Origin of the sequence: Brevundimonas terrae, assembly GCF_011761985.1 — a bacterium.
GTDB classification, from domain to species: domain Bacteria; phylum Pseudomonadota; class Alphaproteobacteria; order Caulobacterales; family Caulobacteraceae; genus Brevundimonas; species Brevundimonas terrae.
On sequence record NZ_JAASQT010000002.1, the window covers coordinates 453634 to 479396 of the forward strand.

Annotated in this window: 26 protein-coding genes and 1 tRNA gene; 12 read left to right on the forward strand and 15 right to left on the reverse strand. The window is 59.8% G+C overall.

The annotated features are described in order from the left end of the window. Positions 1–28 precede the first annotated feature (28 nt). From FHS64_RS06860 to FHS64_RS06870, 3 genes are all read right to left on the reverse strand, one after another. Positions 29–4438, reverse strand: coding sequence for a translocation/assembly module TamB domain-containing protein (locus tag FHS64_RS06860; protein WP_167177100.1), 4410 nt, complete (start codon positions 4436–4438; stop codon positions 29–31). Beyond that, on the reverse strand, positions 4435–6876 hold the full coding sequence (locus FHS64_RS06865; RefSeq protein ID WP_243862842.1) for an autotransporter assembly complex protein TamA: 2442 nt from the start codon (positions 6874–6876) through the stop codon (positions 4435–4437). Before FHS64_RS06865 ends, FHS64_RS06860 begins: the two co-directional genes overlap by 4 nt. A 115-nt stretch (positions 6877–6991) precedes the next feature. Continuing rightward, positions 6992–7321, reverse strand: a complete 330-nt coding sequence (locus FHS64_RS06870) for a hypothetical protein (protein WP_167176307.1) — start codon at positions 7319–7321, stop codon at positions 6992–6994. 403 nt (positions 7322–7724) lie between these two features. Here FHS64_RS06870 and FHS64_RS06875 point away from each other — a divergent pair. Further along, positions 7725–7801, forward strand: a tRNA-Lys gene (locus FHS64_RS06875). 123 nt (positions 7802–7924) lie between these two features. Then, on the forward strand, positions 7925–8494 hold the full coding sequence (locus FHS64_RS06880; protein WP_167177102.1) for a hypothetical protein: 570 nt from the start codon (positions 7925–7927) through the stop codon (positions 8492–8494). Between the two features lie 36 nt (positions 8495–8530). Here FHS64_RS06880 and tgt read toward each other — a convergent pair whose 3' ends face one another. Together tgt and FHS64_RS06890 are read right to left on the reverse strand one after the other, a co-directional pair. Then, positions 8531–9643, reverse strand: coding sequence for a tRNA guanosine(34) transglycosylase Tgt (gene tgt / locus FHS64_RS06885; protein ID WP_167177104.1), 1113 nt, complete (start codon positions 9641–9643; stop codon positions 8531–8533). 15 nt (positions 9644–9658) lie between these two features. Then, the gene (locus tag FHS64_RS06890) at positions 9659–10135 is read right to left on the reverse strand and encodes a hypothetical protein (RefSeq protein WP_167177106.1); all 477 of its coding nucleotides are present in this window, start codon (positions 10133–10135) and stop codon (positions 9659–9661) included. Between the two features lie 155 nt (positions 10136–10290). Between FHS64_RS06890 and FHS64_RS06895 the strand changes: the two genes are divergently transcribed. Continuing rightward, positions 10291–10584 carry a hypothetical protein gene (locus FHS64_RS06895; RefSeq protein WP_167177108.1) on the forward strand — a complete coding sequence of 98 codons (294 nt, stop codon included), beginning with the start codon at positions 10291–10293 and terminating at the stop codon, positions 10582–10584. Between the two features lie 3 nt (positions 10585–10587). On the opposite strand, the gene queA is transcribed toward FHS64_RS06895, so the two are convergent. Both queA and FHS64_RS06905 read right to left on the reverse strand, forming a co-directional pair. Beyond that, entirely contained in the window at positions 10588–11676 is a 1089-nt protein-coding gene (gene queA, locus FHS64_RS06900; RefSeq protein WP_167177110.1) for a tRNA preQ1(34) S-adenosylmethionine ribosyltransferase-isomerase QueA, read from the reverse strand. Positions 11677–11720: 44 nt separating this feature from the next. Then, the gene (locus FHS64_RS06905; protein ID WP_167177112.1) at positions 11721–12977 is read right to left on the reverse strand and encodes a D-amino acid dehydrogenase; all 1257 of its coding nucleotides are present in this window, start codon (positions 12975–12977) and stop codon (positions 11721–11723) included. Positions 12978–13131: 154 nt separating this feature from the next. Here FHS64_RS06905 and FHS64_RS06910 point away from each other — a divergent pair, with 154 nt between their 5' ends. The 3 genes from FHS64_RS06910 (at position 13132) to FHS64_RS06920 (ending at position 15951) form a co-directional block, all read left to right on the forward strand. After that, positions 13132–13575, forward strand: a complete 444-nt coding sequence (locus tag FHS64_RS06910) for an Lrp/AsnC family transcriptional regulator (protein WP_167177114.1) — start codon at positions 13132–13134, stop codon at positions 13573–13575. A gap of 71 nt (positions 13576–13646) precedes the next feature. Next, positions 13647–15317, forward strand: a complete 1671-nt coding sequence (locus tag FHS64_RS06915) for a lysine--tRNA ligase (RefSeq protein ID WP_167177116.1) — start codon at positions 13647–13649, stop codon at positions 15315–15317. Positions 15318–15477: 160 nt separating this feature from the next. Continuing rightward, on the forward strand, positions 15478–15951 hold the full coding sequence (locus tag FHS64_RS06920; protein WP_167177118.1) for an SH3 domain-containing protein: 474 nt from the start codon (positions 15478–15480) through the stop codon (positions 15949–15951). A 52-nt stretch (positions 15952–16003) separates the two neighbouring features. Here the strand turns inward: FHS64_RS06920 and FHS64_RS06925 are convergent, their stop codons facing one another. The 6 genes from FHS64_RS06925 to FHS64_RS06950 form a co-directional block, all read right to left on the reverse strand. Continuing rightward, positions 16004–16633, reverse strand: coding sequence for a S24 family peptidase (locus tag FHS64_RS06925; protein ID WP_167177120.1), 630 nt, complete (start codon positions 16631–16633; stop codon positions 16004–16006). Between the two features lie 38 nt (positions 16634–16671). Beyond that, positions 16672–17127: a hypothetical protein gene (locus FHS64_RS06930; protein ID WP_167177122.1), complete on the reverse strand. Its 456-nt coding sequence runs from the start codon at positions 17125–17127 to the stop codon at positions 16672–16674. 75 nt (positions 17128–17202) lie between these two features. Next, positions 17203–17553, reverse strand: a complete 351-nt coding sequence (locus tag FHS64_RS06935) for a hypothetical protein (RefSeq protein WP_167177124.1) — start codon at positions 17551–17553, stop codon at positions 17203–17205. Between the two features lie 105 nt (positions 17554–17658). Further along, the gene (locus FHS64_RS06940) at positions 17659–18063 is read right to left on the reverse strand and encodes a PaaI family thioesterase (protein WP_167177126.1); all 405 of its coding nucleotides are present in this window, start codon (positions 18061–18063) and stop codon (positions 17659–17661) included. Next, positions 18063–18542: a PaaI family thioesterase gene (locus FHS64_RS06945; RefSeq protein WP_167177128.1), complete on the reverse strand. Its 480-nt coding sequence runs from the start codon at positions 18540–18542 to the stop codon at positions 18063–18065. The genes FHS64_RS06940 and FHS64_RS06945 overlap by 1 nt, the downstream gene beginning before the upstream one ends. A gap of 60 nt (positions 18543–18602) precedes the next feature. Beyond that, positions 18603–20213 carry a response regulator gene (locus FHS64_RS06950; protein WP_167177130.1) on the reverse strand — a complete coding sequence of 537 codons (1611 nt, stop codon included), beginning with the start codon at positions 20211–20213 and terminating at the stop codon, positions 18603–18605. A 210-nt stretch (positions 20214–20423) separates the two neighbouring features. Between FHS64_RS06950 and queC the strand changes: the two genes are divergently transcribed. Both queC and queE read left to right on the forward strand, forming a co-directional pair. Then, complete coding sequence (gene queC / locus FHS64_RS06955; RefSeq protein ID WP_167177132.1) at positions 20424–21140, forward strand: 7-cyano-7-deazaguanine synthase QueC; 717 nt, start codon at positions 20424–20426, stop codon at positions 21138–21140. After that, complete coding sequence (gene queE, locus FHS64_RS06960) at positions 21140–21775, forward strand: 7-carboxy-7-deazaguanine synthase (RefSeq protein ID WP_167177134.1); 636 nt, start codon at positions 21140–21142, stop codon at positions 21773–21775. The genes queC and queE overlap by 1 nt, the downstream gene beginning before the upstream one ends. Positions 21776–21781: 6 nt before the next feature. Here queE and FHS64_RS06965 read toward each other — a convergent pair whose 3' ends face one another. Beyond that, positions 21782–22768, reverse strand: coding sequence for a class I SAM-dependent methyltransferase (locus FHS64_RS06965; protein WP_167177136.1), 987 nt, complete (start codon positions 22766–22768; stop codon positions 21782–21784). Between the two features lie 265 nt (positions 22769–23033). On the opposite strand from FHS64_RS06965, the gene FHS64_RS06970 reads away from it, so the two are divergent. Genes FHS64_RS06970 through FHS64_RS06980 form a run of 3 tightly spaced genes read left to right on the forward strand, consistent with a single transcriptional unit; the run spans position 23034 to position 24295 of the window. Continuing rightward, positions 23034–23456, forward strand: coding sequence for a hypothetical protein (locus FHS64_RS06970; RefSeq protein ID WP_167177138.1), 423 nt, complete (start codon positions 23034–23036; stop codon positions 23454–23456). 27 nt (positions 23457–23483) lie between these two features. Next, positions 23484–24011, forward strand: coding sequence for an RNA polymerase sigma factor (locus FHS64_RS06975; RefSeq protein ID WP_167177140.1), 528 nt, complete (start codon positions 23484–23486; stop codon positions 24009–24011). Further along, on the forward strand, positions 24008–24295 hold the full coding sequence (locus tag FHS64_RS06980; RefSeq protein ID WP_167177142.1) for a hypothetical protein: 288 nt from the start codon (positions 24008–24010) through the stop codon (positions 24293–24295). Before FHS64_RS06975 ends, FHS64_RS06980 begins: the two co-directional genes overlap by 4 nt. A gap of 4 nt (positions 24296–24299) precedes the next feature. On the opposite strand, the gene FHS64_RS06985 is transcribed toward FHS64_RS06980, so the two are convergent. Further along, entirely contained in the window at positions 24300–24563 is a 264-nt protein-coding gene (locus tag FHS64_RS06985) for a hypothetical protein (RefSeq protein ID WP_167177143.1), read from the reverse strand. A 60-nt stretch (positions 24564–24623) separates the two neighbouring features. On the opposite strand from FHS64_RS06985, the gene FHS64_RS06990 reads away from it, so the two are divergent. Continuing rightward, positions 24624–25670 (forward strand): NAD(P)H-dependent flavin oxidoreductase, encoded by a 1047-nt coding sequence (locus FHS64_RS06990; RefSeq protein ID WP_167177145.1) that lies wholly within the window; start codon positions 24624–24626, stop codon positions 25668–25670. Positions 25671–25763 lie beyond the last annotated feature (93 nt).

Genomic DNA, 25763 nt, shown 5'->3' on the forward strand with positions numbered 1-25763 from the left:
CGCGATGTCCGGCCTTTTTGTTTGCGCCCTAGTTGCTGGGCTTGCGCCATCTGACCGAGATGATGGCATTGCCATCCCCCGCCATGGTCGATGTCACGGCGACATTGTTGCGGACCTGCCATTCCACATTGATGGCCGGACCATCGCGGCCACCGCTCTGGACTTCGAGGAACAGGTTTTTGCCGATCCGGCGACCGCCCGAGATCATCAGGTCGGTGCCGTCACCGCTGAAGGACAGGCTGTCCAGTTGTGCCAGTTGGCGCAAGCCCCCCAGCACATCCAGACCGCCACCACCCGCCAGCGACGCGACGCTGGATGCCAGTTGCGCGGCCTCGATGGCCGACAACTGTGTGACCGAACGGCCGAACAGCACGCGGGCGAGGATTTCGTCCTGCGGCAGTTCCGGCTCGGACGTCAGCTCGATACGCGGCAGGGCGGCAGTGCCCGTCACATTGATAACGGCGGTGATGTCGGCATCCTCGCGGCGGGCCGACAGGTTCAGGCGGATGCGCTCGGGCGAGGTATCCAGTGTGGCATAGCCTGACGGGTCAAAGCTGAAACGCTTGCCGCCAAACTCGTAGGTACCACGCACCACCTCGGCACGACCGTTCAGGCGCGGCGAAGTCAGCGAGCCTTGAATGGTGGCGTTGGAGCTGAGCATCAGGTCCAGCCCGCGACCGCGCACCATGATGCTGTCGGCATTCAGGGTCACGTTCACACGCACAGGTGTGCGTCCCAGTTGCGAGAAGGTCGAACCGGGGGCAGGGGCCGCCGTCGTATTGGTGGCCGGTCGTGCCGCCGCCTGATGGCGTGGGCCAAGATGGGCCGGACGATTATACTCGATCACGTCCATCCGCGTGATGCCTGTGCTGGGCGGGAAGGTCGGGCTGATCTCGGCGCTGTTCACGTCCAGACGGCCGGTCAGGTTGATGACCGAGCCATTATGCAGGGCATTGATCTTGCCCGATGCGACAATGGTTGCGGTTTCCGAACGGACGATACGGAAATTGTTCAGGTCCAGCGTCAGGCCGCCGCTGCTGATGCGGGCATCACGGGCATTGGGGGCCTGCCAGCCTTCGCAGGGCGGCAGTTCGGATTCGACGCGGGTCTGGCGGTATCCGGTACGCAGGGCGACATAGCCGTATCCGCACAGTGTGCCGTCGTTGAAGTCGTTGCCGCTCAGATGCTGGACTGTGATGCCGTTATTGGAGGCATGGGCATCCAGATTAAGCTTACGGATCAGGGCACCGGTGGCCACATCCTCGAATGTGCCGTCACGCAGATGGATGGCACCGTCAATGGACGGGGTCTGGGGCGTGCCGCCGATGGTCAGGGCGGTGGTAAGGCGTCCCGACATCTTGCGGTCCAGACCGTCAAACAGGTTCCACAGCGGGCCGATCTGTCCATTGGTCTGGACGGTGCCGGACAGCGGGCCGGCCATATTGACGCCCAGACCGAACAGCGAACCCGTATTGGTGACGGGCACATTCACATCGACATTGCTGGCATTCGGGGTCGAACTCGCATTGTTCAGCAGCGGGCTGTTGACCTGAAGCTTCAGCGTGTTGGCATCCAGCGTGGCCTGTACATTCAGGTCAACACTGGGGGCATTGCTGCCTTCGGCGTCACTGGTCGCAAGGTTGTCGAGTTTCAGGTTGCGCGTCGTGCCGCTCAGATATTGACCGGCATCGCCAACCAGCACCTCGCCACTGATATTGCCGCGCATATCCGGCACCAGCAGCGATATCGGCAAGCCGTCCAGATCGGCATGCAGGTGCCAGCTATGGTTGTCATGACCGAGGCCCGAACGCGCGCCATCCTTGGCCGTCACATGCACGACACGCGCACCCGCCGCATTGGTCAGCGGCAGGTCGGCATAGACACGGTCCTTGTTGATACGGACATAGGCCGGGGTGGCGGCGCGCAGGGTCTGGCCGCGCAGGGTCACGGCACCGACAGGATAGAAGCTGTGCTGCTCGCCCGCATTTTCGTAGATCAGGCTGCCATTATATTGCACCGGCAAGGCACCGCCGATGGCGATATTGAGGGTCGTCAACTCAAGGCGTTCCAGCGAGCCGGTACCCGCCACATCCACAGTATTGATCGGGATGTTGACGCCCGCGATACGCAGGTTGCGTCCACGGATATTGATGGCGCTAGGCTCGTTTTCGACCATTTTAACGGTGCCATCCAGCCAGCCGGACTGAACCAGTGCCCCCGGACGGGCCGAGACACGCAGATCGGCTCTGGACGGGGTGGAACCTGTCAGGGTGACGGAACCGGCGGCACGGACACCGCCCGCATTCACGTTCAGATCACTGAGGCGGATACCGTCGGGAATGAAGCTGTAGAAGCTGCGGGCATAGGCGGCATGGCCACCCATGGTGCCGCGCAGATCGACAAAGCCGTTGGTGTTGTTGGGGTGGGGGCGCTTGCTGTAATTGACCGCCAGCATGGCGTTATCCAGCGACACATTGTCGGCCAGACGGATCTGCTGGAAGTCCGAGCGCAGGTTGACGACCGGATAGTTCAAGCTGCCGGTCAGGGCCCCAGAACCACGGATGGCTTCAGGAATGGAGATCGGGCCGATCAGGAACTCGCCCGCTGCATTCCAGTTGAGTTTCAGCGCCAGATTGCCGTTGTTGAACTGGCCCATAGCGTTGACGAAGGTGTTCTTGTCGCCATCCAGACGGCCCTGCGTCACGGACACGACGCCTTGATTCAGGCTACCCGCCAGTTTGAGTTTGGGACGTTCACCCAGCAGGCGGTCCGCCTCGGCAAAGCCGGTTTTGACGCGGTTGCCGGTACCGTCCAGTGACAGGCTCCAAGGCGCACGGGCGCGCGGGGAATTGGCCGAGATACGGGCATTAAACGCGCCCTTGGCCTCGGGCGACAGGCGCGACAGGTCTTTGAGGACAATATCGCCGTCGAACTTCAGGCCACCGGCCAGATTGCGTCCGCCCGATCCGGTCAGGCTGGCGGCCTGACCTTGCAGGTCGACCTTACGCAGCAGGATCGCGCCATCTTTGAGCATGGAGACAGACAGGTCGAGCGCCGGAGCCGATCCCATCAGGCCACCGATCATGCCGTCAGTCGAAGCGCCCGCCGCACGAAGCTGGCCTTGCAGGTTGTACTCGCCGCGCGCCGCGGACAGCTCCACCGGACCCGACAGTCGGGCCATGCGGTATTCGGCGGCTTCGGCATTCTCTGCGGCCAGATTGCCCTTTAGGGTGAAGTCCTTGGCGTCGCCACTGAAAACACCCTCGAAACGGGTTGCATCAGCCAGCTTGATGCCCGCCAGGCGCGACAATGAAGGCGTCTCGACTTTCAGGGCGATATTCTCGGCCTTCATCCCGCCCTTGGTCAGGATCGTACCCGAGGCCGAAGAGTTGATATTGTCGGCAATCAGTTGCCAGCCAATATTTTGCGCGCCTTCGCGATTTTTCACGGGGAAGGCAGCAAAGCCGATACGCGCCGTGCGCCCGATGCGGTCGATGAACGGAGCCAGCAGGTCCGAACCCGAGAAATCCATATAGCCGGACAGGCGCGAGCCTTCCTCGGCAAAGCGTCCCTTGACGCTGAGCGGGGTAAAGGCACCGGTCTTCATGACGATATCGGCGCGGTTGCCATCCACCACGGCGACCGCCGAGAAGGGCACATCCGGCGAATAGCCCATTGCACCGGCCAGAGGACCGCCCATGGCTTCCTGTGCCTGAAGGTTCAGGCGCAGTTCTTCGGGCTTGTCGCTAAAGGTTGCGGCCAGTTTCAGGAAATCGCCCGGACGGCTGAGGCTCAGCGCATCGACATTGGCCGTCTTGGCCCCGTTGCGCGGAATATTGGCATCACCCGCAAGACGCCAGTGACCATATTCCTTGGAGAAGTCCTCCATCAGGTGAATGTCGGTGGCGAACTTGTCGATATCCACGCTGATAGGCATGGGGCCGCCGGGCTCGGTCGGCGGCTCCAGCACAGGACGGCGCAGCACATTGATGCTCTTGGCGGTGATTTCGTCGGCGTGGAAACGGCGCATGACCAGTGGCCAGAACGACCAGTCCACGCGCACGTCTTCGGCGGTCAGCCACGCCCCGTTGATGTCGGTGACGGTGATCTTGGCGATGGTGAAATCGTCAAACAGGTCGCCTTTGACGCCCTCGACATTGATGGCCCCGTAACGACCGATCTTTTTGCCTGCAATAAAGCTGGTGACCAGTTCGCGACCGGCATCGGACAACAGGTAATAGCGCCCGCCAATGAGGGCGACCACGCCCACACCCACCAGCGCCCCGATACCGATCCCCGAAAAGACGGCGACAGTACGCAAAAGCGAGCGTTTGCGGCGACGCTTTTTCGCGCGCTCGGCAGGAGCCTGTTCTTCGGAAGTCGCGGCTTCGTGTTCAGGTAGGTTTTCAGGTTCGGGCGAAGAGGGCGTTTCGGTCAAAACGACTGGCCGATGCTGATATAGAGTTGGAAGTCGGAGTCACCTTCACGCTTGTTCAGCGGGAAGGCAACATCGGCGCGGATCGGGCCGAACGGCAATTTATAACGAACACCCACACCGGCACCGTATCGCATATTGCTCAGGTTGGGGGTGGCCTCGAAGCCGACAGCACCGGCATCGATAAAGGCCACGGCCTGCCAGTTGTCACGGACGTCGCGGCGCACCTCGAACGAGGCTTCAAACAGGCCAAGGCCACCGCGCGGTGTATTGTCGGGCAGGCGCGGGTTGATGCTCTGATAGGAGTAACCGCGCACCGATCCGCCGCCACCGGAATACATCAGGCGGGACGACGGGATAATCAGTTCGTCGCCCCCGACGATAGAGCCGACTTTGACGCGACCGGCCAGAACCGTGGCATCATTCTCGCCCAGTCCGTAATAGGCACTGGCATCGCCCACAGTCCGCAGGAAGAAGACGGTGTCTTCACCCGTCACGGCGGTAGGTTGCACCGACAGGCTGGCTTTCCAGCCCTGGGTCGGGTCCAGCGGATCATTGGACTGGTCGGTACGCATGGCGCCGCGCAGGGTCACAATGGCCAGATCGCGATCCAGATTGAGCGCCTGCTGGGTGATCGGATCATAGCGCACCTCGGCATAGCGGCCGGTATCCAGACCCAGCCCGACCGAGGCCCACCATTTTTCACCACGACGTTCGGAAACATCGGCGTCGAATGTCAGGGCCTGACGTTCATAGGCATCGGTGATTTCGTTGACGACAAAGGCGCTGGCCGAAATCGTGCGTCCGCGCTTGCGGAAGTGGGGGCGCGTCCAGTCCAGACCGATCCGGCTGTCGATATCGGCCACACGCAGGATATAGCGCAGGGTATCGGCGCGTCCGAAGCGGTTGAACTGGCTCTGCATCAGATCAATACCGACGCCGTCCAGCGTGGCATAGGAAAGACCCGCTTCAAGCAGCTTCTTGTCACGATCGACAAGCTGGACCTGAACCTCGCGCAGTGCGCCCTCATCGGGGGTGTTGTTGCGGACCGGACCGGCGACGCCGTTCTCGATGGTCTGGATACGCATGGGCTGGCGTTCCAGATTGACCGAAACAGAGTTGTAGACACCCGTATCCGACAGGTCTTTTTCCAGACGGTTCAGCAGCTCTGGCGAATAGATGTCACCCTCTTTCCACGTCACCAGCGACTGCACGAACTGCGGACGTGTGCGTGTCTTGGGTGGTTCGTCGGCATCGGGAGCGGTACGAGCCGTGGACTGGTCCTCTTGTGTCTCGCCGGTGGATTCTTCGCGCGGCGCAGAGGCATTTCGTGCGGAAGGGGTGCTTTCCGTACCCAGCAGCAAAACGTCTTCTTTCAGGCGAACCAGTTGGCCCGCCTGAATGACAAAGTGAGGAATGGCGACATTGCCCGCATGGCCGGCATAGCGCTGACTTTCCGGCACCAGAATGGGGGTCAGGGGCACAGTGGCCTCAGGATCAGTACCGGTTGGCTGTTCGCCGTTCGAAGCTTCAGAGCCGTCGCTGGCGGACTGCGGGGGCGGTGTGGAACCGATCAGTTCCTCGTGCAGGCGGTCAGCCAGAGTGGCGATGGTTTCATTGCCGGGTGTGGTGGCCTCGGCATCTGCTGACGGGACGTCCAGAACCTCGCCGGTTTCGGGGTCGATCCGCGAAGCTGGCGAATCCGGGCGAAGATCGGGGTGGATGACATGGACTTGGCGAGGGTGGGCGCGGGCATCGGCAAAGCCGTCTTCGCGCAGGGCACGCAGGATACGGGATTCTGCGCTGATAATGTCCTCGGCACGGGCCGGTTTGCCTTCCAGCTGGATGGCCTTACGGGCATCTGCCACCACATCGCGGGCCTCGTTGCGGCCTTCAGCCAGCCGCACGGGCGGCGCGGCATCGAAGACGCGCGTGTCATAGGTCACGGTGCGGTTGCTGTCGGGATCGTTTGGCGGCGCGATATCGCTGGCCGTTGACGGCGGGGCGTTGGCTTCGTCAGCGAGACTGGCAGGACGGTTGGTGATGTTCACCAGCAAGAGGCTGTCCGACCATTCGATCGTCGGATCAGACACCGTAAAGCGCGTACCGGGATTGATGCAGAGCCGAGGCGGCGCATTGGTATTGCTGGCATCGTTCAGGCTGACATAGCCGCCATAATAGCCTTCCGAGCGCAGAAGCTCGGTGGCCAGTTCGATGGCGCGTTCGGCAGAGGCACGTCTGCGCGATGCCGTTGCCAGTTCGTTGCCGCCGGCTTCGCCAATGGCTTGACGCAGGCGGTCGTCCAGATCGCCATAATTGGTTTTGTCCGGCGTACAGAATTCGAAAGTGGCCCGCGCCTGTTCGGCAAACGACGGCGTTGCGGATGCGATCAGGGCGCAGGCTGCGACGCTGGAAAATAGAAAGCCGTGGCGAGCGGTCAAAATAAGTCCTTCCCAAGGGGAGCCCGATGAGAAGTGACGTCGGTGACTTTCTCGGGCAGCGGGAACAAGTGCAGGCGAAGGAGGCTAGCTTGAAAAGCAGCCTCCGGTCCCGAGATTAATAGAAGAGGGTTTCGCTTTCAGGCTGCACCGACTCTTCGGAGCTTTGAACCGCTGGCGGCAGGGTTTCGGTCGGTGCCGTATCCGCTGTCTCGGCAGGGGCTTCGGCAACAACCGGTGCTGCTTCTTCCTCGGCGGCGGGCGCGGCGTCTTCGACCTGTTCGACTTCCATGACGGCCGAGTCAGACGAGTCATAGGAGTTGTCGCAACCTGAAAGGATCAGGCCGCCAGCGAGGGCCAGGGCGATGGAGGCGGTGGTGTAGGACTTGCGAATGGTCATGGTGTTCTCGAAGATTTCCAGCGCCGGTGAAGTCAGGGCTCCCAGCATATTGATACGCTACATAAACCGTTGCCGATGAACCGCCTGTGAATCACAGACTTGCTAGCGCAATGCGAGATGCATGGGGCATGGTTTCTCGTAACCTTTTGTATCGTTGAAACCCCGAAGGGAATCTTAAGTCGGGTTGAAACACGAATCGATCCGTAGAGATTTCAACGTCTTATGAAAGGCAAAAAGGGCGTTCTGGTTCCATTGGCGGTGTTTCAAATGGCAAAAACAGACGGAATTCATGTCTGAAGTCGACAAAATACGATTTATTTCATGAAAACAGCACTTCCGCACAAACTGGCCCTTGACCTTCGGGGCGGAATACAACAAAAACCGCCCTCACACGGAGCGGTCGCCCACGGGGCTTCCCCAAGCGGCAGCTAAGTGTTTGATTTCGCAGTGTGCGCCCCTAGCTCAGTTGGTTAGAGCATCTGACTTTTAATCAGAGGGTCCCCGGTTCGAGCCCGGGGGGGCGTACCACTGCGAAAATCACTTTCCCCGACATTTGAATAAGCTATGCCTCACATTGTTGCGTGCGCGACGGTGTGATTGTTTGCGTCTACAAAGATGGAACATCCTTCGCGGGGAGCGGTTAGCTTGACTATGAAAACAACATCCATCGCCACACTGGCTCTGGCGGGTATTGCGCTTGCGGGCTGCAGCACCCTGTCAGAGACGTCTTCGTCTGCGACCTCGTCGGCCTCCAGAGGGGTCGAACAGGTCAATTCGGGCCTCGGCAGTGCCTTGCAGGCCCCGCTGGAAGACCTGAACCTCGTGCGTCAGGAAATACCGGCTGTTCTGAACGAGGCTGCGACTTCGCCCTACAGCGTTCAGGGCATGGGGACTTGTTCTGCCATTGCCACCGAGATCGGGCGTCTGGACGAGGCTTTGGGCCCTGATCTGGATGCCCCTGCCACGACCGAAGAAACAGACGTCGGTGACAAGGCCGCCGATGCCGCAGCCGATGCGACACTGGATGCGGTTCGTAGCACCGTGACGGACTTTATTCCGGCCCGCTCGTGGGTGCGCCGCCTGACGGGTGCGCATCGCCATAGTCAGGAAGTTCAGGCCGCTGTTCGCGCGGGCTTGCAACGCCGCGCGTTCCTGAAGGGGGTGGGGCAGCAAAAGAACTGCGCCCCGCCAGCGGCCCCTACGGGCTATCGGAAGCACTAATGCAAAACGGGGAGCCGATGGCTCCCCGTTTTTTATTCAGGTCTTGATGTGGCGGGCGCGGAAGTCCTTGCGGAACTGCTCGAACTCGCCCTTTTCAATCGCATCGCGCATGGCGGCGGTCAGGGCCTGGAAGAAGGCGATGTTGTGCCAGCTCAACAGGATCTTGCCGAGGATTTCGTCGGCACGGATCAGGTGGTGCAGATAGGCACGGCTATAGTCCTGTGACGCAGGGCAGGGGACCATCGGGTCCAGTGCGCTCTCGTCTTCGGCAAAGCGGGCATTCTTGATGTTGACGGGACCATCCCATGTCCATGCCTGACCATGACGACCGGCGCGGGTCGGAAGCACGCAGTCGAACATATCGACGCCGCGATAGACGGCCTCGACCAGATCAATCGGCTTGCCGACGCCCATCAGATAGCGCGGGCGATCCTTGGGCAGGAACTCCGGTGCGAAGTCTAGAACCTCGCACATGGCCTCGTGGCCTTCGCCGACGGCCAGACCGCCAAGCGCATAGCCGTCAAAGCCGATTTCCTGCAGGCGCTCGGAGCTTTCCTTGCGCAGGTTCTCATAGGTCGAACCCTGCTGGATGCCGAACAGGGCCTGCGTGTCGCGGGTGCCAAAGGCGTTCTTGGAGCGCACTGCCCAGCGGGCTGACAGCTCCATACCCTGACGGGCGCGCTTTTCCTCGGCAGGCCATGCGACGCATTCATCCAACTGCATGACGATGTCCGAACCCAGACGGTCGGCCTGAATCTGGATCGAGCGTTCCGGTGTCAGAACATGCTTGGAGCCGTCGATGTGGCTGGAGAAGGTCACAGCCTCTTCGGTCAGCTTGGAGATGCCCGACAGGGACATGACTTGGAAGCCGCCACTGTCCGTCAGGATCGGCTTATCCCAGTGCATGAACTTATGCAGACCACCCAGACGCTCCATGCGTTCCGGTCCCGGACGCAGCATCAGGTGGTAGGTATTGCCCAGAAGGATGTCGGCACCGGTCTGTTTGACCTGATCGACCGTCATGGCCTTGACCGTGGCAGCGGTGCCAACCGGCATGAAGGCAGGCGTGCGGATATCGCCGCGTGCGGTTTTCAGGACGCCGGTACGGGCGCGGCCATCGGTGGCCTTGATATCAAACGGAAAAGGCAAAGTGTTCTTACGCGGTTAGAGCAGGCGCTGAAGTTGTTCGGCGCGTTGCAGGTCCTTGGGGCGGCCAAACAGTTTGCAGGTCTCAATCTGCTCGGCGACGGAGGGGATATAGAGGCGTCCGCCGTCAACCGCCACAGGGATACGGCTTTCAAAGGTCACCAATTGCCAGTCACCGCCGTTTCGCACTTCCATTTCGGCCATGACCTCGACCGGAACGGGGGTGGTCAGGATCTGGCCATAGACACGCGAGCGGAACAGGCCTTCGCCGGGGTCGGGGGTCACTTCGCCGTATAGGGCGTCGATCAGGGCCTTGGCGTCACGGGGGCTGCACAGGACATCCACATCCGGCACCCGCCAGTCGGTCAGGCCTGCTAGCACCATGGCCGCCCCGCCAAACACCCACCACGGGTCCTGCATGACACCGGACGCCGAGGCGAGGATGTCGAGGGCGGCGGAAAGGTCTTCGGGCAGATCATCGTAGTACGTAACCATGACCGTTCTATAGTCCGGTATGACGCAGGAATAAAACGCTGTGATGATTTAATCTTGGCAATGCAGAACCGGCAGCGAAGGTGCGCGTTGCAAATTCAAGGACGACATCTGCGTCCAGACCCTGTTCGCCGCGTCTTTTGGAAAGACCACACATCATGGTTGCCCACACCCGCCCGATGTCACCCATGGCCCGCTATCGCCGCCCGCTCATGTGGGGCGCGATTGCCGTCATTCTGGCCATTCCGGCCATCGCCATGCAGTTCACCCGCGAAGTCGCATGGGGGGCGGAGGACTTTGCCTTTGCGGCCCTGCTGTTGGTTGCAGCGGGACTTTTGTACGAGTTGGCGGCGTGGAAACTGCTGACCGCCCGCGCTCGATGGATTGCGGGGGCGGTCATTGTGCTGGCGGTTCTGGTGATCTGGGCCGACGCGGCGGTCGGCCTGTTCTAGGCTCTAGGCCTTGCGGAACAACAGGCTGCCGTCACCATAGGAATAGAAGCGGTATTTGTTATCGACCGCGTGCTTATAGGCCGCCTGCATGGTGTCATAGCCGGCAAAGGCGCTGACCAGCATGAACAGGGTCGATTTGGGCAGGTGGAAGTTCGTCATCAGAATGTCCACGGCCTTGAAGCGATAGCCGGGGGTGATGAAGATGGCTGTGTCGTCGTGGAACGGACGGATGACGCCATCCTCGCCGGTCGCACTTTCCAGCAGACGCAAGGACGTGGTGCCAACGCAGACAATGCGTCCGCCCTTGGCGTGCACGGCGTTCAGGGCGTCGGCAGTTTCCTGCGAAACCGTGCCCCATTCGGAATGCATCTTGTGGTCTTTGGTGTCGTCGGCCTTGACCGGCAGGAAGGTCCCGGCGCCCACATGCAGGGTTACGGCATGGGTCGAGACGCCGCGCGCCTTCAGGGCTTCCAGCAGTTCCGGCGTGAAATGCAGGCCCGCCGTCGGAGCCGCGACCGAGCCGTCATGTTCGGCAAAGACGGTCTGGTAGTCTTTCTGGTCCTGATCGTCTTCGGGGCGCTTGGCCGCGATATAGGGCGGCAGGGGCATGACGCCGACATTACGGATGGCATCATCCAGCACCGGACCGGCCAGATCGAATTTCAGCGTGACCAAACCGTCATCGCCCTTGGCCTCGATCACGGCATCAAGCGCACCCATTTCACAGGCACGGTCGGTATCGGTGCCAAAACGTACGCGGTCGCCGACCTTAAGCCGCTTGCCCGGCTTCATAAAAGCCGACCAGACATCGGGGGCGTCGCGGTGGTGAAGCGTCGCCTCGACCTCGACGGTCAGGGTTTCGCCCTCTGGCCCGATACGCTCGCGAATGCCGCTCATGCGGGCAGGGATGACGCGGGTGTCGTTGAACACCAGCGCATCGCCCGCCTGCAGAAAGTCGGGCAGTTCATGCACGATCCGGTCTTGCAGCGTCCCGTCCTTGACGATCAGGAAACGGGCGCTGTCACGCGGAGATACAGGCCGCAGGGCTATGCGGTCTTCGGGCAGGTCGAAATCGAAGTCTGAAGTTTTCACAGGCGGGGTGAACACCTGACCGCGCGGGCGGTCAAGTGCTGCGTTTAGCCGTTATAGCGCGAAAGGTTCAGATCGTCGGTCTTGATGGCGGGTGCCTTGCCGGAAATCATGTCCGAAATCACCGCCGCAGAACCGCACGACATGGTCCAGCCCAGCGTGCCATGGCCGGTATTCAGCCACAGGTTCGTATACTTGCTGGCCCCGACAATCGGGGTGCCATCGGGCGTGTTCGGGCGCAGGCCGCACCAGAATTCGGCATCCTTCAGATTGCCTGCACCGGGGAACAGGCTGTCCACCGAATAGTTCAGCGTGTCGCGGCGACGGGCGACCAGATCACGGTTGAAGCCGTTCAGCTCGGCCATGCCACCAGCGCGGATGCGGGTGCCCAGACGGGTAATGGCGATCTTGTAGCTCTCGTCCATCACGGTCGAGACGGGGGCCTTGGCATCGTCGAGGATGTCGGCGGTGATGGAATAGCCCTTCACCGGATAGATCGGCAGCTTCAGATCAAGGTTGCGGATCATTTGCGGCGACCATGAACCCAGCGCCATGACATAGGCATCTGCCGTCAGGGTGTCCTTGTCGGTCAGCACGCCGTCGATCTTGTCGCCATCGCGCGAAATGGCCGAGATGGTTTCGTTCCAGCGGAATTTGACACCGGCAGCCTCGGCCATCTGGGCAAGGGTTTCGGTGAAGATGCGGCAGTCGCCGGTTTCGTCACCCGGCAGACGCAGGGCACCGACATACGGAACCTCCGAATGGGCCAGACCCGGTTCGGCACGACGGCAACCGTCGGCATCCAGCAGTTCGTAGGCCACGCCTTCGGATTGCAGGACCGCCACATCCTTGTGGGCGTCCTTCAGTTGTTTCTCGGTGCGGAACAGTTGCAGCGTGCCTTGCTGGCGGCCGTCATACTGGATGCCGGTTTTCTGGCGCAGGAGGTCCAGTTCGTCGCGGGCATATTCGGCCAGACGCACCATGCGACCCTTGTTCACCGCATAACGGGCAGGGGTGCAGTTACGCAGCATCTGCAAGGTCCAGCGGATCATCGCCATGTCGGCGCGGGTGTGCAGGATCAGCGGCGCGTGGCGCATCATCAGCCACTTGATCGCCTTGGCCGGAACGCTGGGCGCGGCCCACGGTGCGGAATAGCCGGGCGAGACCTGACCGGCATTGGCATAGCTGGTTTCAAGGCCGGGACCGGACAGGCGGTCGACCACAGTCACGTCGTGACCGGCTTGATTGAGATACCAGGCTGTGGTGACGCCGATCACGCCTGCGCCAAGAACCAGTACACGCATTTTATACGCTCGCGTTTATAGTGGCCCGACGCGGGCCTCCCGTTGGCGGGAAGCTACGCGCAACAATCAGAGTTTTCCTGTCTTATTGCGACGATATGTGCGGCGGTGGTATTGCTGCTGCAATATTATACGAGTCAAACCGCAGAAAGTTGCAATGTTACTGGATGAAGTCGATCGCAAGATCGTCCAAAAGTTGCGGGCCGATGGCCGTATCAGCAATGCCGATCTGGCCGATCAGGTCGGGCTGTCTGCCTCGGCCTGCCTGCGACGTGTGCGCCAGTTGGAAACGCGCGGTGTCATTCGCGGCTATACGGCCATTCTGGGTGTCGAGGAGGAAGAGGGCATTGTTGCCTTCGTCCAGATCACGCTTGAAAAACAAACAGATGAGCAGATGCGCCGGTTCGAGGACGCCGTGCGCCACTATCCCGAAATCCGCGACTGTTATCTGATGGCGGGCATGGCCGATTATGTGGTCCGCGCGGTGGCACCGACCATGGCGGCCTATGAGGTGCTGCATAAGGATGTGCTGTCGCGACTGCCCGGTGTGTCGCGTATCCAGTCCAGTCTGGCGATCCGTAATGTGCTGAAAGCGCGATAGATCGGGGAAATCTGTCGCTTCATCCTCAAGTCGCCGTTGACCCCGCGCGCCTGAGGCGGCAAACCCCGCCTATGCTACAGAACCTTGAAACCCTGTCCCGTGAGGCCCGTTCGTGGCCGTTTGAGCAAGCCCGTAATCTGTTGGCGCATGTGCTCAAAAAACGGTTGTCGGACGCCGACCGCGCTGTGGCGCAGTCCCTGATCGATGCTGGCAAGGCGGACGAGGCTCTCAAACAGTTCGAAGGCCTTGGCCGTCCGGTCATTCTGGAAACCGGTTACGGCCCGTCTGGCCTGCCGCACATGGGCACGTTTGGCGAAGTGGCCCGCACCACCATGGTCCGCAATGCGTTCCGTGCGCTGACGGGCGACCACTGGGAAACCAAGCTGATCGCCTTCTCGGACGATATGGACGGTTTCCGCAAGGTGCCGGAAGGCATCCCGAACCCCGAGATGCTGCGCGAAGACCTGCATCTGCCGCTGACCAAGGTGCGCGATCCGTTTGGCACGCATGAAAGCTTTGGTGCCCACAACAACGCCCGCCTGCGCGCCTTCCTCGACAGCTTCGGCTTCGACTATGAATTCATGTCTTCGACCGAGACCTATAAGTCCGGCCGTTTTGACGAGACGCTGCTGCTGATGCTGGCGCGTTATGACAGCATCATGGGCATCATGCTGCCGACGCTGGGTGAAGAACGCCGCGCGACCTATTCGCCGTTCCTGCCGGTCAGCCCCTTTACCGGCCATGTGCTGCAAGTCCCGACCCTCGAGCGCAATCTCGAAAAGGGCACCATCGTATTTGACGATCCGGTTGGTGGCCGCACCGAGGTTCCGGTGACGGGTGGTCACGTCAAGCTGCAATGGAAGCCGGACTGGGCCATGCGCTGGACCGCGCTGGACGTCGATTACGAAATGTCGGGCAAGGACCTGATCGAGTCGGTGCGCGAAAGCGGCAAGATTTGTCGTGCGCTGGATGGCGCGCCGCCGGTCGGCTTCAACTACGAACTGTTCCTCGACATCGAGGGCAAGAAGATTTCCAAGTCGAAGGGCAATGGCCTGACGATGGAAGAATGGCTGCGTTACGGCCCGCCGGAATCGCTGAGCTGGTACATGTTCCAGTCGCCCAAGTCGGCCAAGAGCCTGCACTTCGGCGTCATTCCGCGCGCGACCGACGACTGGATGTCGTTTGTGGAGCAGTACAAGACCCAAGAGCCGAACAAGCAGATCGATAATGCGGTCTGGTCGATCCACGGCGGTAACCCGCCCGAAACGACCTCGCCGGTCAGCTTCTCGTTGATGATGAATCTGGTGGGCGTGGCCAATGCTTCGAGCAAGGAACAGCTCTGGGCCTATTTCGCCAAGTATCTGCCGGATGCAACGCCGGAAAACGAGCCGCTGCTGGATCGTTTGATGGACTATGCGCTGAACTATTACGAGGACTTCGTGAAGCCCACGAAGGTGTATCGCGCACCGACCGAAATGGAAAAGGCGGCTCTGCTGGACCTCGCCGGTCGTCTGAAGGCACTGCCGCAGGACACTACGGATGGCGAGATCATCCAGAATGAAGTCTATGCCGTAGGCAAGGAACACGGCTTTGAGCCGCTGCGGGCATGGTTCGGAGCGCTTTACGAAGTGCTGCTGGGCGCATCGCAAGGCCCGCGCTTTGGCTCGTTCGCAGCCATCTATGGCTTGCCGCAATCGATCGAACTGATCGAAAAAGGTGCCAATGGCGAACTGGTCGGCTGATCAGCTAGCGCTTTGAAGATTAAAGGGCCGTCTCGATGAGGCGGCCCTTTTTTGTAGGTATTTTGCGGGATGAACGAAACCTGACAGTCATTGTCGGGGAGCCTTCAGGCAGTGGGGCGCATTGTTCTTGTCACGACCAACTCGATGACAGGAGAGAGCCATGTCGAAGATGTTCAAGGCCGGTTTGGCCACCGTTTCGATGATTGCTGCCATGGGAGCCGCTATGGTTCCAATGACGGCCAATGCCCAGGCCAATGGCATCACCAACTGTGACGCGCCCGGTGGTCGCCAGCAGGCCGGTGCTGCGATCGGTGCGCTGATCGGCGGTCTGGCGGGTAGTCAGGTTTCACGCAACGAGCGCGCCCTTGGTGCCGTCGTCGGTGCCGGTGCCGGTGCTGCGGCGGGTTCCTATATCGGCTGTAACCAGCAACGTGCCCGCGCCAATCAGCAGGGCAGCGAGAACATGTATCGCGCAACCTCGAACCTGCGTATCCGCTCGGGTCCGGGCACCAACTATGGCGTTAGCGGTAACCTTTCGGCAGGACAGCCCTTTACGGCTATCGGTTCGCAAGGCGAGTGGGTTCAGATCGCCGGTGGTGGCTGGGTGAATGCCCGCTATGTCGGAAACTACTGATTGCGACTGACCAGTATTTCAAAAAGGCCGTCTGCGGTGCAGGCGGCCTTTTCTATTGGCTGACCCAGACGATGCGCGCCATCCACTGGATGTCCTTGCGATCCAGTGTACGGGGTGGATAGTCGGGATTGACCGACAGCAGTTCGATCTGGCTGTGGGACACGAACCCCAGTTCCTTGGCCAGTGTCTCGCCCGCCAATGTCCGCAAGGCGACACGGTCCCCCTTGCGGATGCGGGTGTCTTCCAGATCGACAATCACCTTGTCGCCGGGGCGATACAGCGGAAGCATGGAATCGCCATCAATCTCCAGACTGATCAGTCCTTCGCGCAGGGCGGGCAGGGGGGTACGGTCCCAGCCTTCGGCCAGCGGCAAGCCTTCATCGGAGAAGAAGCCGTCCTCGCCCGCCTTGGCCAGGCCCAGCACCGGCAATGTCTGAGGCGCGGTGTCGTTGGCCAGAGACGCAAACTCGCCAAGTGATAATTGCGAGGTTTCCAGTACCCGCATCAGGCTCTCGGTCGAGGGCCAGCGCGGGCGGGGCGGGTCACCGGCCCCAAAGCGTTTGGATGGATTGAAGCTGGTCGGATCCAGCCCTGCACGCCGCGCCAACCCTGATGGGGACGTGCCTGCCCGCTTGGCGAGTGTGTCCAAGCTTTTCCAGATACCGGCGTGCGTAAGTGTCATGGGGTCGTCCTAGGGGACACCCAAAATAGGCCAATGGTTTAGGAATATCTACCTATATCATCACGACTGGAACCAATCACGGCACGTTCTTGCCACGCGATGAAGGTTCCGACGATCAAGGAGATGATGATGCCTACGGATGCAACGTTCAAAACGGTGAAGTAAGCTGAAATCGTTGGCTTGAAGTCTATTGTGTATAAAAATTGAAGTGTAGCGACTAGTAATTGAAGTGCTGTTGCCCAAACAGGCCAGTTTGATGATGATTTCCAAACTAATGAAGCAAATATAATTAGTAGTGTAATATCAAGCAACATGACGGCAATACCTGAGTATTGCTTTTCTAATATGCCTGCGCGAGCTAGGGTGCTGAATAGCCAGCACAATAGATAGGCTGTGGCCCCTATTCTTTCGTTTTTCCCGCCAAGTGTCAGGGCAAAAGTGCATCCTGCCAGCATAAGGAATGCGCCAGACCAACCGATAATGGTTGTAAACAAAATAACCCCCATCGAGATAGTCGATGGGGGTTATTTGTGAGGGTAATCCCTAACAAATCGTGCGTTACAAATTTGTTAGACGGCGCGAAGGTGAGCCGACTTTTTCGGGCTCATCGGCGTGTCATCCCACTCCAGCGGCTTGTCAGCCGGACCGGCGGCATAGACGCCCCAGCCCATACGGCGGTGGTCTTTTTGCATTTCGGCGTGGCACTCGACGATGGCTTCGCGAGCGGTCGAGAGGGCAGCCAGCGTGGCCAGTGCCTTGGTTTGCGAAGCCGAGGCCGCAACCGGGGAAACCGACAGGGCGGCGCGACCCGAGATCATGGCCTGAACCATGGCTGCGGCGTGGGCGATAGCGGCATCAACCGACTGTTCCGTAGCATACAGTTCAGTCGAGATGCTGGTGACGACTTGGGTGCGGTCCATGTGTGTTCCCCATAAAACGCCGATATGGCGCGTTATGTTTAACAGCGGTTAAGGTTATTCGTAAAGAGTTTGTTAACCTAAAATTTACTTATTTTTTACGCTTTTCTAATCTCCGGTAGTATCGTCTAGCTGGAAATGTGCAGTCAGGGTTGCAATCGGCTTGTCCTGACTTTCCTGCCATGCCGATGCGGTCACATAGGCCACCTTTTTACCGGCCTTGCTGATGTGTGCGCGGGCAAAGACATCGCTGGCCTTGCCGACTCGCAGATAGGCAATCGACACATTGATCGGGCGAGGAAGGCGCAGGCGCGGATAGTCATGCGAAACCTTGGCCATGGCGGCCAGTTCCAGCAGCGCGGCAGTCGATCCGCCATGCAGGGCCGGAATCATCGGATTGCCGATCAGGTGTTCCGAAAACGGCATGACGACAGTGACCTCGTCACCATAGACGTCGGTTTTGAGCTTCAGGAAACGGGCATAGGGCAGGTGGTCCAGCAGGGGCTTGGTCATTATGCGTTTGCCTGATTCTGGATCTGGGCCTGATCGCTTCCGCCATCACGCAGCGCCGGTTTGTGGATGATATAGGCGGCCTGCGAGGCGGCGACCGGATTGTCGGGACTGTCCTCGAACGCCCATGCGCGCACAAAGGCCATGGTTCGGTTCAACTGATAGCATTCGGCCTCGGCCAGCAGGTCACGCCCCGGTGAAGCAGCCCGCATATAGTCCACGCGCATATCCAGCGTCGCAATAGACTGGAACTGGTCCATAGCCAGCCACACCGACATGCCACCGACATGGTCCAGAAGCGTGCTGACCAATCCGCCGGACAGAACGCCCGAGGCCGGATCGCCGACCAGTTCGGGCCGATAGGGCACGCGCATACGCACGCGCTGGCCCTCGATACTTTCTAGACGAAAACCCAGAGCATGGGTGTGGGCCGAGCCGGAGGCCAGTTGGGGCAGAATGGCTAATAATTCGGGGTTTGGCATCTGGTCTCCTTGGAAGACCGAAACACTGGCCCTGCCTGCAAGGACTGTCCAGCACGCCCGTCAGTTTTGGGCGCTCAACCGTGCGGTTGTGTCGGGGGAAGGCAGGGTCTGGCGTTCTTCGAGCGCGCGGATCATCGCCATGCGCAAGCGTTCCGGCTTGATCGGTTTTTCGACCACGCAGACCATACCGGCAGCGATATAGCCGACGACATCATCGGGGTCGGCATTGGCCGTCAGGGCGATGATCGGCGTATGGGCACGATCATCGGCAAAGCCGCGAATGGCGTGTGTCGCCTGAATACCGTCCATGCGCGGCATTTTGATATCCATGAGGATCAGATCGAAATGACCCGTTCGTGCGGCCTCTACGGCTTCGTATCCGTCTTCTGCGGCTTCGGAGGTGCAGCCGAACATTTCGCACAGGGCGCGGGCCACGACGCGGTTGGTGGCATTGTCGTCGGCGATCAGCACATGCGGCCGTGATGACAGTTCCAGACTTTCGATCTGGGTGACATTGGCCTCTTCGATAGTGTCGGCACGGGCGCGCTGGACTGTCACGTCCAAGCCGTAAGTCGTGCCGCGCCCCTGATTGTTACGGGCGAATAAATCCCCGTTCATGTATTTGAGCAGGTACCATGCCATGGCGCAGGAGAGGTCGCCCGTGGTGGCCAGATCGCCAAAGCAACTCGCCAGCTGATCCGGCTCCAGACCGGGGCCGTCATCACGAACGCGGGCTTGCAGATCAACGAGGTCATCGCGGACCACAGCCTTAAGCCCGACCTCGACCATGCCGTTACGCGCCCATTTCAAGGCGCATTGGATCAGGGTGTCATAGGTCGCGCGAAAACGGGTTTCATCGACCATCAGGCTGAGGTCCGGATCGCCTTCGTAACTGACGATCAGGGTCACACCGGCTTCGTTGGCGCGCTGGGTCCAGTCAGCGTTTATCTGGTCCATGACAAGGCGCGGGCTTGTCGGAGACAAATCCAGATGAAAATTGCCCGCCTCGGCGCGTGCCAGATCACGGGCCTTTTGCAGCATGTCCAGACTTTCGGTCGAGGCTTGCAAAATGGCGTCCAGATGGTCTCTGGTTTCTACGGGCAGGGGCTGACGGCTGACGATTTTGGAAAAGGCATCGACCGTGGAAAGCGGTGCCGACAGGGCCTGGGTCAGGGTGTCTACAAAGCGGCTGTTCGCACTGGAAACGGCAGTCTGGTCGATCTGCTGCGCCTGTAGGGCGGCAATATGGTTTTCCTGTTCCTTGAGACGGGCAGCCTGGATCAGATTGACGTGGTGGAACAGTTTGATGGCCGTGCCGGTGCCAAGATACTGGCCGTCACGGGTCACAATGAAACCGCGCATCAGCGTCGAGGCACTGGATTTCAGGATGATTTCGGAAAAGGCGGAAATGCGGGTGTCCGCCTCGATGACCGACGGATCGGAATCCATAATCCACGAAACGGGACGCGAGGCATAACGGCTGCGACCCAGGGGCGAGGCCAGTTTGAGCAGGAATTCCTGACGGTCGATCAAGCCCACAGGACGCCCGTTTTCAACCACGGGCAGGGCCATGGCATCGGGGTGTAACCGGAACCAATCCAACACCTCGGGGACAGATGCCTCGGGGCTTATTGGCGGCACACATTCTGTGAGCAACTCAACCGTCGGCATTGCCGCACTCCACTAATGGGAATGTAACATCGCTCGGAAACCTTTTCCGAACGGTTAAGCCGCTGGCAAGGTGGTGTTTCACGAAGTGACCGACCATGAAAATGCTGCTTTTTTGCAGCAGTGACGGTTCGTCGCTATAAGCAGCGACAACTCTACCTTTTATCAGTTTTGTCCGGATGCGCGCGGCTGTTGGCCGACCGCAGGTTTGCTATGAACGCTTTCACGCCCACATCGTCCCATTCTGCGCTCGTTTTGTTTTCCGGCGGGCAGGACAGCGCCACCTGTCTGGCGTGGGCGTTGCAAAAGTTCGAGCGTGTCGAAACCATCGGCTTTGATTATGGCCAGCGCCATGTTGTCGAGATGCAGGCCCGTCTGTCGGTGCGTGAAGAGACAAAACGTGTCCTGCCGCAATATGCCGAACGTCTGGGACCGGATCACGTTGTGGACCTGACCGGCTATGGCAAAATTGCCGAAAGTACCCTGACCAGCGAAGTCGCCATTGAAATGGATGAACGCGGTCTGCCGCCGACATTCGTTCCGGGGCGCAACCTGATCTTCCTGACGGCGGCCGCTGCTCTGTCGGATCGTCGCGGTCTGAAGGTATTGGTGACGGGTGTGTGCGAGACCGACTATTCGGGCTATCCCGATTGTCGCCAGAACACGATTGATGCCATGTCGCAGGCTCTGTCGCTGGGGCTGGATCGCCCGGTGCCGATTGAAACGCCGCTGATGCATCTGACCAAGGCCGAGACGTGGGAACTGGCGCTTGAAATCGGTGGCCAGCCTTTGGTCGATGCCATTATTGAAACCTCGCACACCTGCTATGAAGGCGACCGCCAGCATCGCCATGCGTGGGGCTATGGCTGTGGCACCTGTGCGGCGTGCGAACTGCGTGAAGCCGGTTACAAGAAGTGGATCGAGGGCTGATGACCTATTCCGTCAAAGAGGCCTTCCTCACCATTCAGGGCGAGGCAGGGCAGGCAGGACGTCCGGCTGTCTTTCTGCGTTTTGCAGGCTGCAACCTGTGGAGCGGTCTGGAGCGTGACCGCGCCACGGCAGTCTGCACCTTCTGCGATACCGATTTTGTCGGTGTAAACGGCGATGGTGGCGGCAAGTTCAAAACGCCTGACCTGATGGCCGACCACGTCAACAGTTTCTGGATCGGCCGTGAAGGCGATCCGAAACTTGTGGTCTGCACGGGTGGTGAACCTCTGATGCAACTGGATGGGCCACTTATCGACGCCCTGCATGCACGCGGTTTCGAGATCGCCATCGAGAGCAATGGCACGATCAAGGCCCCCGAAGGTATCGACTGGATCTGCATCAGCCCCAAGGCCGACGCAGAGGTTGTGCAGACCTCGGGGCAGGAACTGAAACTGGTCTATCCGCAAGAAAAAGCCATGCCCGAGCGATTCGAGCACATGGATTTCGAGCGTTTTTGGCTGCAACCCATGGACGGCCCCGACGCAGTCGAAAATACCGCTGCAGCCATGGATTACTGCCTGAAACACCCCAAATGGCGGCTCAGCATCCAGACCCACAAATATATCGGGGTCCGCTAACGGGCCTTATTGAGCCTTGCGAATGATCAAGCCGATGGATGTGCATTTGTAACCCAGTATCGCCGAGCTCAGATGAGGTTCGCTGCGATAGGGGGGCAGATCGACATATTGATCCAGGGATCCGGTTCCCTCGGTCCAGTCAATTTTTGTGACCTCGTGACCGCGTTCTTGCAGACGGACGACCAAGTCTTCGATATCGCGACGCCGGAATAAGACGGTCATTTCGTTATCGATTGTGTCGCTGTTCGAGGAAATATTGTATTCGGTCGTGTGGATGGCATAGCCACCTGGGGCCAGACATTCCAAAGAGCGCTCGATAAAGGCCAGCCCCTTTTCGATAGAGCCAAGGTGTTCAAGAGCGCACGCCGACCAGCATAGATTATAGCCGGTCAAGTCATCCGGCACATTGTTCATGTCGCAGGTACGGAACTCTACGTTTTGTTCGAAGATGTCTTCGGAGCAGATGCCACGACGTCTTAGAGCGGCTTTTCCCGAAGCGTGCTGGTCGGTGGATTGCCAACCTGCGGCTTCAATATCGCTGGAAGCCATATCGGTTGCTGTGACCGTCATGCCGTGGGCGGCGAAAACAGCACTTAGCGGTTCGGTGCCGACACCAAATCCAAGAGCGCGATGGCCGGATTCCAGCAAGCCGCGTTCCCATGCCGCTTGGAGAATAAATACGAATTCCCATTGCTTGCGGTGGTAACGCACGGGCTCGCGGATACGGCTGCACCAATAATGGAAATAGGGTTGCTGGAACATATCCTCACGGCACAGTGCGCCGCCGGGGAAGATGTTGTGGCCGGGCGCTCCGGCGATAGGCGCAGGATTACGCCAGAGTGATGCGTCCGGTAAGGTGAGATAGCTCAGAATCAGTTGGGTTTCGCGCTGATGCGTTTGAACCAGCTCGCGGGTTCTAATGATTTCTCGTTCTATGTTTTTAAGACGTCGGGGCGCCGAGCGTAAATTTTTCCAAATTTGTTTAATCGACAAAACTGTGACCCCAAAATTCTCATTGAAAATGAAAAATTGCAGAAAGATGGCATATGGTGGCCAGCCTAGAGAGAGCCACGACCGAATCTACGCTTCGAATATTTAAGAAGTCCCGGATAACATCAAGGGGCTTGAAAGACGCAATGGCGCATGTGTGCCTGATTATCTAGGCGGAAATTTAAGCGCCGACCCTGCATCCAAATATCCTTGCAGCGACGACTAACTGACGAAACAAGGTTTTCGACGGTTTGGAAAGGGTACGGCTATGGGTATGATTTTCTGGATTCTGGTGTTTTCGGTGCCACTGTTCGGCATTGTCTATGCGGGGTTCACCTCGTTCCTGAAGTATCGTCAGCACCGCGCCATGCTGGATGTGCTCAAGGTCTATGCCGAGCGGGGCGAGGCTCCGCCGCAAGACGTCCTGACGGCATTGACCAACGGGTTTTCGCTGGCCGAAGAGGGCGTGAATGCGCCGAACCGTATGCCGACGGGTTCGTATAAAGCACAGGGACCGATGCATTACTGGTCGCTGGTCGGGCTGTTTTCAGTGTTTACGGCGGGGTTTGCCTATGCCTCGTGGAGCAGTGGCCCGGCAGGTTATCCCTTTACCATTGTGGCCTTCACCATGGGGGCGGTCGCCGTCTGGGCTATGGTCATGGCCATCGGGTTGAGCGTGAGGAAGAAATAGACGGTGTGCTGACGGAGCGCTGAACCAATGACACCGCAGGAAATCCGCTGGCTGGCCGAGGCACAGGCCGGATCGGACATGGCCTATGGGCGGCTTGTGGCGGCGCATCAGTCTGTGGTGCGCGGCTTCCTGCGCCGGATACTGGGCAACGGCTGGGCCGATGCCGACGATGTTGCTCAGGATGTGTTCGTCCATGCGTGGCAGGGGCTGCATACGGTGCGCCAGCCCGAACGGTTTCGTTCATGGCTGATCGGCATCGCGTGGCGCAGGGCGCAAGATTATATCCGTAGTAACCAGCGCCGCGCCCGCCGCGATCAGGACTGGTTGCAATCCTTGTCCACGCCCGAAGGTGTCAGTGCCGAGGAACGGTTATCGATGGAAAAGGCGATGGCCGATTTGCCCGCAGATGTACGGGCCTGTTTGACGCTGTCCTTGTCCGAAGGCTGGAGCCATGCCGAGATTTGCGCCTCTTTGGGTATTCCGCTGGGGACGGTAAAATCCCATCTATCCAGAGGACGCGAGCGTTTGTTGAAGGCGTTGGGAGAACCATCATGACCCCCGAGCAAAAGCTGCAAGCCCTGTTTGCGGCATCTAAACCGCCCGCGCAGGATTACGGGTTCGAGATCGCGGTTCTGGAACGCATCGCCAAACACCGTGCGATTGACCGCTTTACCTATCTGGCCATGTGGGTTGTGGTTATGGGCGGCGTGATGGCAGCGGTGTTCTGGGCGATCGAGGCCGGGCGTATGGCGTCGCTGGTACCAATCATGTCCGCCATTGCTGCGTGTGGCGTGTCTGCACTGGTGGTGTGGACGATGGGGCGGGCGAGGGCGCTCTAAAGCCCTAGCAGGCCTTGCCCTGTTGCTGACGACGTTCACAGCGGCGGGCTTCGCGTTCGGCCTCGCGCTGCTCGCGTTCACGTTTCTCGCGTAGCTCTTCGTCAGAGGTATGCGCCGCATCAATGCCTGCGCCGACTACCGCGCCGGTTACTTTTGCGGCTCCACCTACAACTGCAGCACCTGCGCCGACAACAGCACCGGCGACGCATCCTTGTAGGAACAGGGCGGCCATGATGACGCACGAACAGCGTATGATTGCGGTTGTCATGGAGTAGGCCTTTAAAGTTACAGGTCTGGAAGGTCAGTTGACTGAATAGAGGTAGCGGGAATGAGTTGGGCTGCAAACCTCGGCCTTGAAGTGCCGATCATTCAGGCCCCGATGGCGGGTGTATCAACGCCTGGTATGGCGGCTGCGGTCTGCGAGGCGGGTGGTCTGGGTTCGCTGGGGCTGGGTGCGGCGGATACTGCAAGTGCAGCCTCTATGATGCAAGCGGTGCGGGATCGGACGGCGCGCCCCTATCACGTCAACCTGTTCGTGCATGCCCAGCCTAAGCTGCAACCGCATATCGAGGCGGCTTGGGTGGATTATCTGGCCCCGTATTTTCAGCGCTTTGGTGCAGAGCCACTACAGACGCTACAAACCATCTATGACAGTTTTCTTGGTAACGGGGCGATGCTGGAGGTTGTTCTGGAGGCGGCCCCTGCGGTGGTTAGTTTTCATTTTGGCTTGCCCGATGCCGCGCAGGTTGCGGCCCTCAAGGCCAAGGGGTGCCTGTTGATGGCCAGCGCCACCTGTCTGGACGAGGCCATGGCTGCAAGGAATGCGGGAATGGATGCCGTTGTGGCCCAAGGCTATGAAGCGGGCGGGCACCGTGGAATGTTCGATCCCGATATGCCCGACAGTCGTCTGTCCATGGCGGATCTTACGCGATTGCTGGTGAAAGAAGCCGGTCTGCCGGTCATAGCCGCAGGCGGTATTATGGATGGCCGTGATGTACAGGCCGCGCTGGATATGGGGGCGGTGGCGGCCCAGATGGGTACGGCCTTTGTCGGCTGTGTTGAGAGTGCCGCTGATGATGCCTATCGCGCGGCTCTGTTCAGTGATGCGGCCCGCCATACCGTGATGACGCGGGTGATTTCGGGGCGTCCGGCGCGTTGTCTGTCCAATGGATTTACAGCTCTGGATCAGGGGCAAGATGCCTTGGTGCCAGACTATCCACGTGCCTATGATGCGGGCAAGGCGCTCAATCAGGCGGCGAAATCGGCGGGCGACGGCAGGTTTGGCGCGCAATGGGCGGGGCAGGGCGCACCAAGGGTGCGGGCTATGTCCGCAGCGCAGTTGATGGCGCAACTTAAAACCGAATTGACCTTATGAAGTTGGTGCCGCTAGTTTGGCGCAAACTAAGACGGAGATTTATGCGCAGAGAAATAATTTGAGCCACCCGAAAGGGTTTGCCAGCGCTCCGCA

Coding starts and splice junctions, on each gene's coding strand:
- FHS64_RS06920 (WP_167177118.1), top strand. CDS start 15,478: ATGTCGAAGATGTTCAAGGCCGGTTTGGCCACCGTTTCGATGATTGCT.
- FHS64_RS06910 (WP_167177114.1), top strand. CDS start 13,132: ATGTTACTGGATGAAGTCGATCGCAAGATCGTCCAAAAGTTGCGGGCC.
- queC (WP_167177132.1), top strand. CDS start 20,424: ATGAACGCTTTCACGCCCACATCGTCCCATTCTGCGCTCGTTTTGTTT.
- FHS64_RS06950 (WP_167177130.1), bottom strand. CDS start 20,213: ATGCCGACGGTTGAGTTGCTCACAGAATGTGTGCCGCCAATAAGCCCC.
- FHS64_RS06970 (WP_167177138.1), top strand. CDS start 23,034: ATGGGTATGATTTTCTGGATTCTGGTGTTTTCGGTGCCACTGTTCGGC.
- FHS64_RS06945 (WP_167177128.1), bottom strand. CDS start 18,542: ATGCCAAACCCCGAATTATTAGCCATTCTGCCCCAACTGGCCTCCGGC.
- FHS64_RS06905 (WP_167177112.1), bottom strand. CDS start 12,977: ATGCGTGTACTGGTTCTTGGCGCAGGCGTGATCGGCGTCACCACAGCC.
- FHS64_RS06925 (WP_167177120.1), bottom strand. CDS start 16,633: ATGACACTTACGCACGCCGGTATCTGGAAAAGCTTGGACACACTCGCC.
- FHS64_RS06985 (WP_167177143.1), bottom strand. CDS start 24,563: ATGACAACCGCAATCATACGCTGTTCGTGCGTCATCATGGCCGCCCTG.
- FHS64_RS06940 (WP_167177126.1), bottom strand. CDS start 18,063: ATGACCAAGCCCCTGCTGGACCACCTGCCCTATGCCCGTTTCCTGAAG.
- queE (WP_167177134.1), top strand. CDS start 21,140: ATGACCTATTCCGTCAAAGAGGCCTTCCTCACCATTCAGGGCGAGGCA.
- FHS64_RS06990 (WP_167177145.1), top strand. CDS start 24,624: ATGAGTTGGGCTGCAAACCTCGGCCTTGAAGTGCCGATCATTCAGGCC.
- FHS64_RS06895 (WP_167177108.1), top strand. CDS start 10,291: ATGGTTGCCCACACCCGCCCGATGTCACCCATGGCCCGCTATCGCCGC.
- FHS64_RS06980 (WP_167177142.1), top strand. CDS start 24,008: ATGACCCCCGAGCAAAAGCTGCAAGCCCTGTTTGCGGCATCTAAACCG.
- FHS64_RS06915 (WP_167177116.1), top strand. CDS start 13,647: ATGCTACAGAACCTTGAAACCCTGTCCCGTGAGGCCCGTTCGTGGCCG.
- FHS64_RS06880 (WP_167177102.1), top strand. CDS start 7,925: ATGAAAACAACATCCATCGCCACACTGGCTCTGGCGGGTATTGCGCTT.
- FHS64_RS06935 (WP_167177124.1), bottom strand. CDS start 17,553: ATGGACCGCACCCAAGTCGTCACCAGCATCTCGACTGAACTGTATGCT.
- FHS64_RS06975 (WP_167177140.1), top strand. CDS start 23,484: ATGACACCGCAGGAAATCCGCTGGCTGGCCGAGGCACAGGCCGGATCG.
- FHS64_RS06890 (WP_167177106.1), bottom strand. CDS start 10,135: ATGGTTACGTACTACGATGATCTGCCCGAAGACCTTTCCGCCGCCCTC.
- FHS64_RS06870 (WP_167176307.1), bottom strand. CDS start 7,321: ATGCTGGGAGCCCTGACTTCACCGGCGCTGGAAATCTTCGAGAACACC.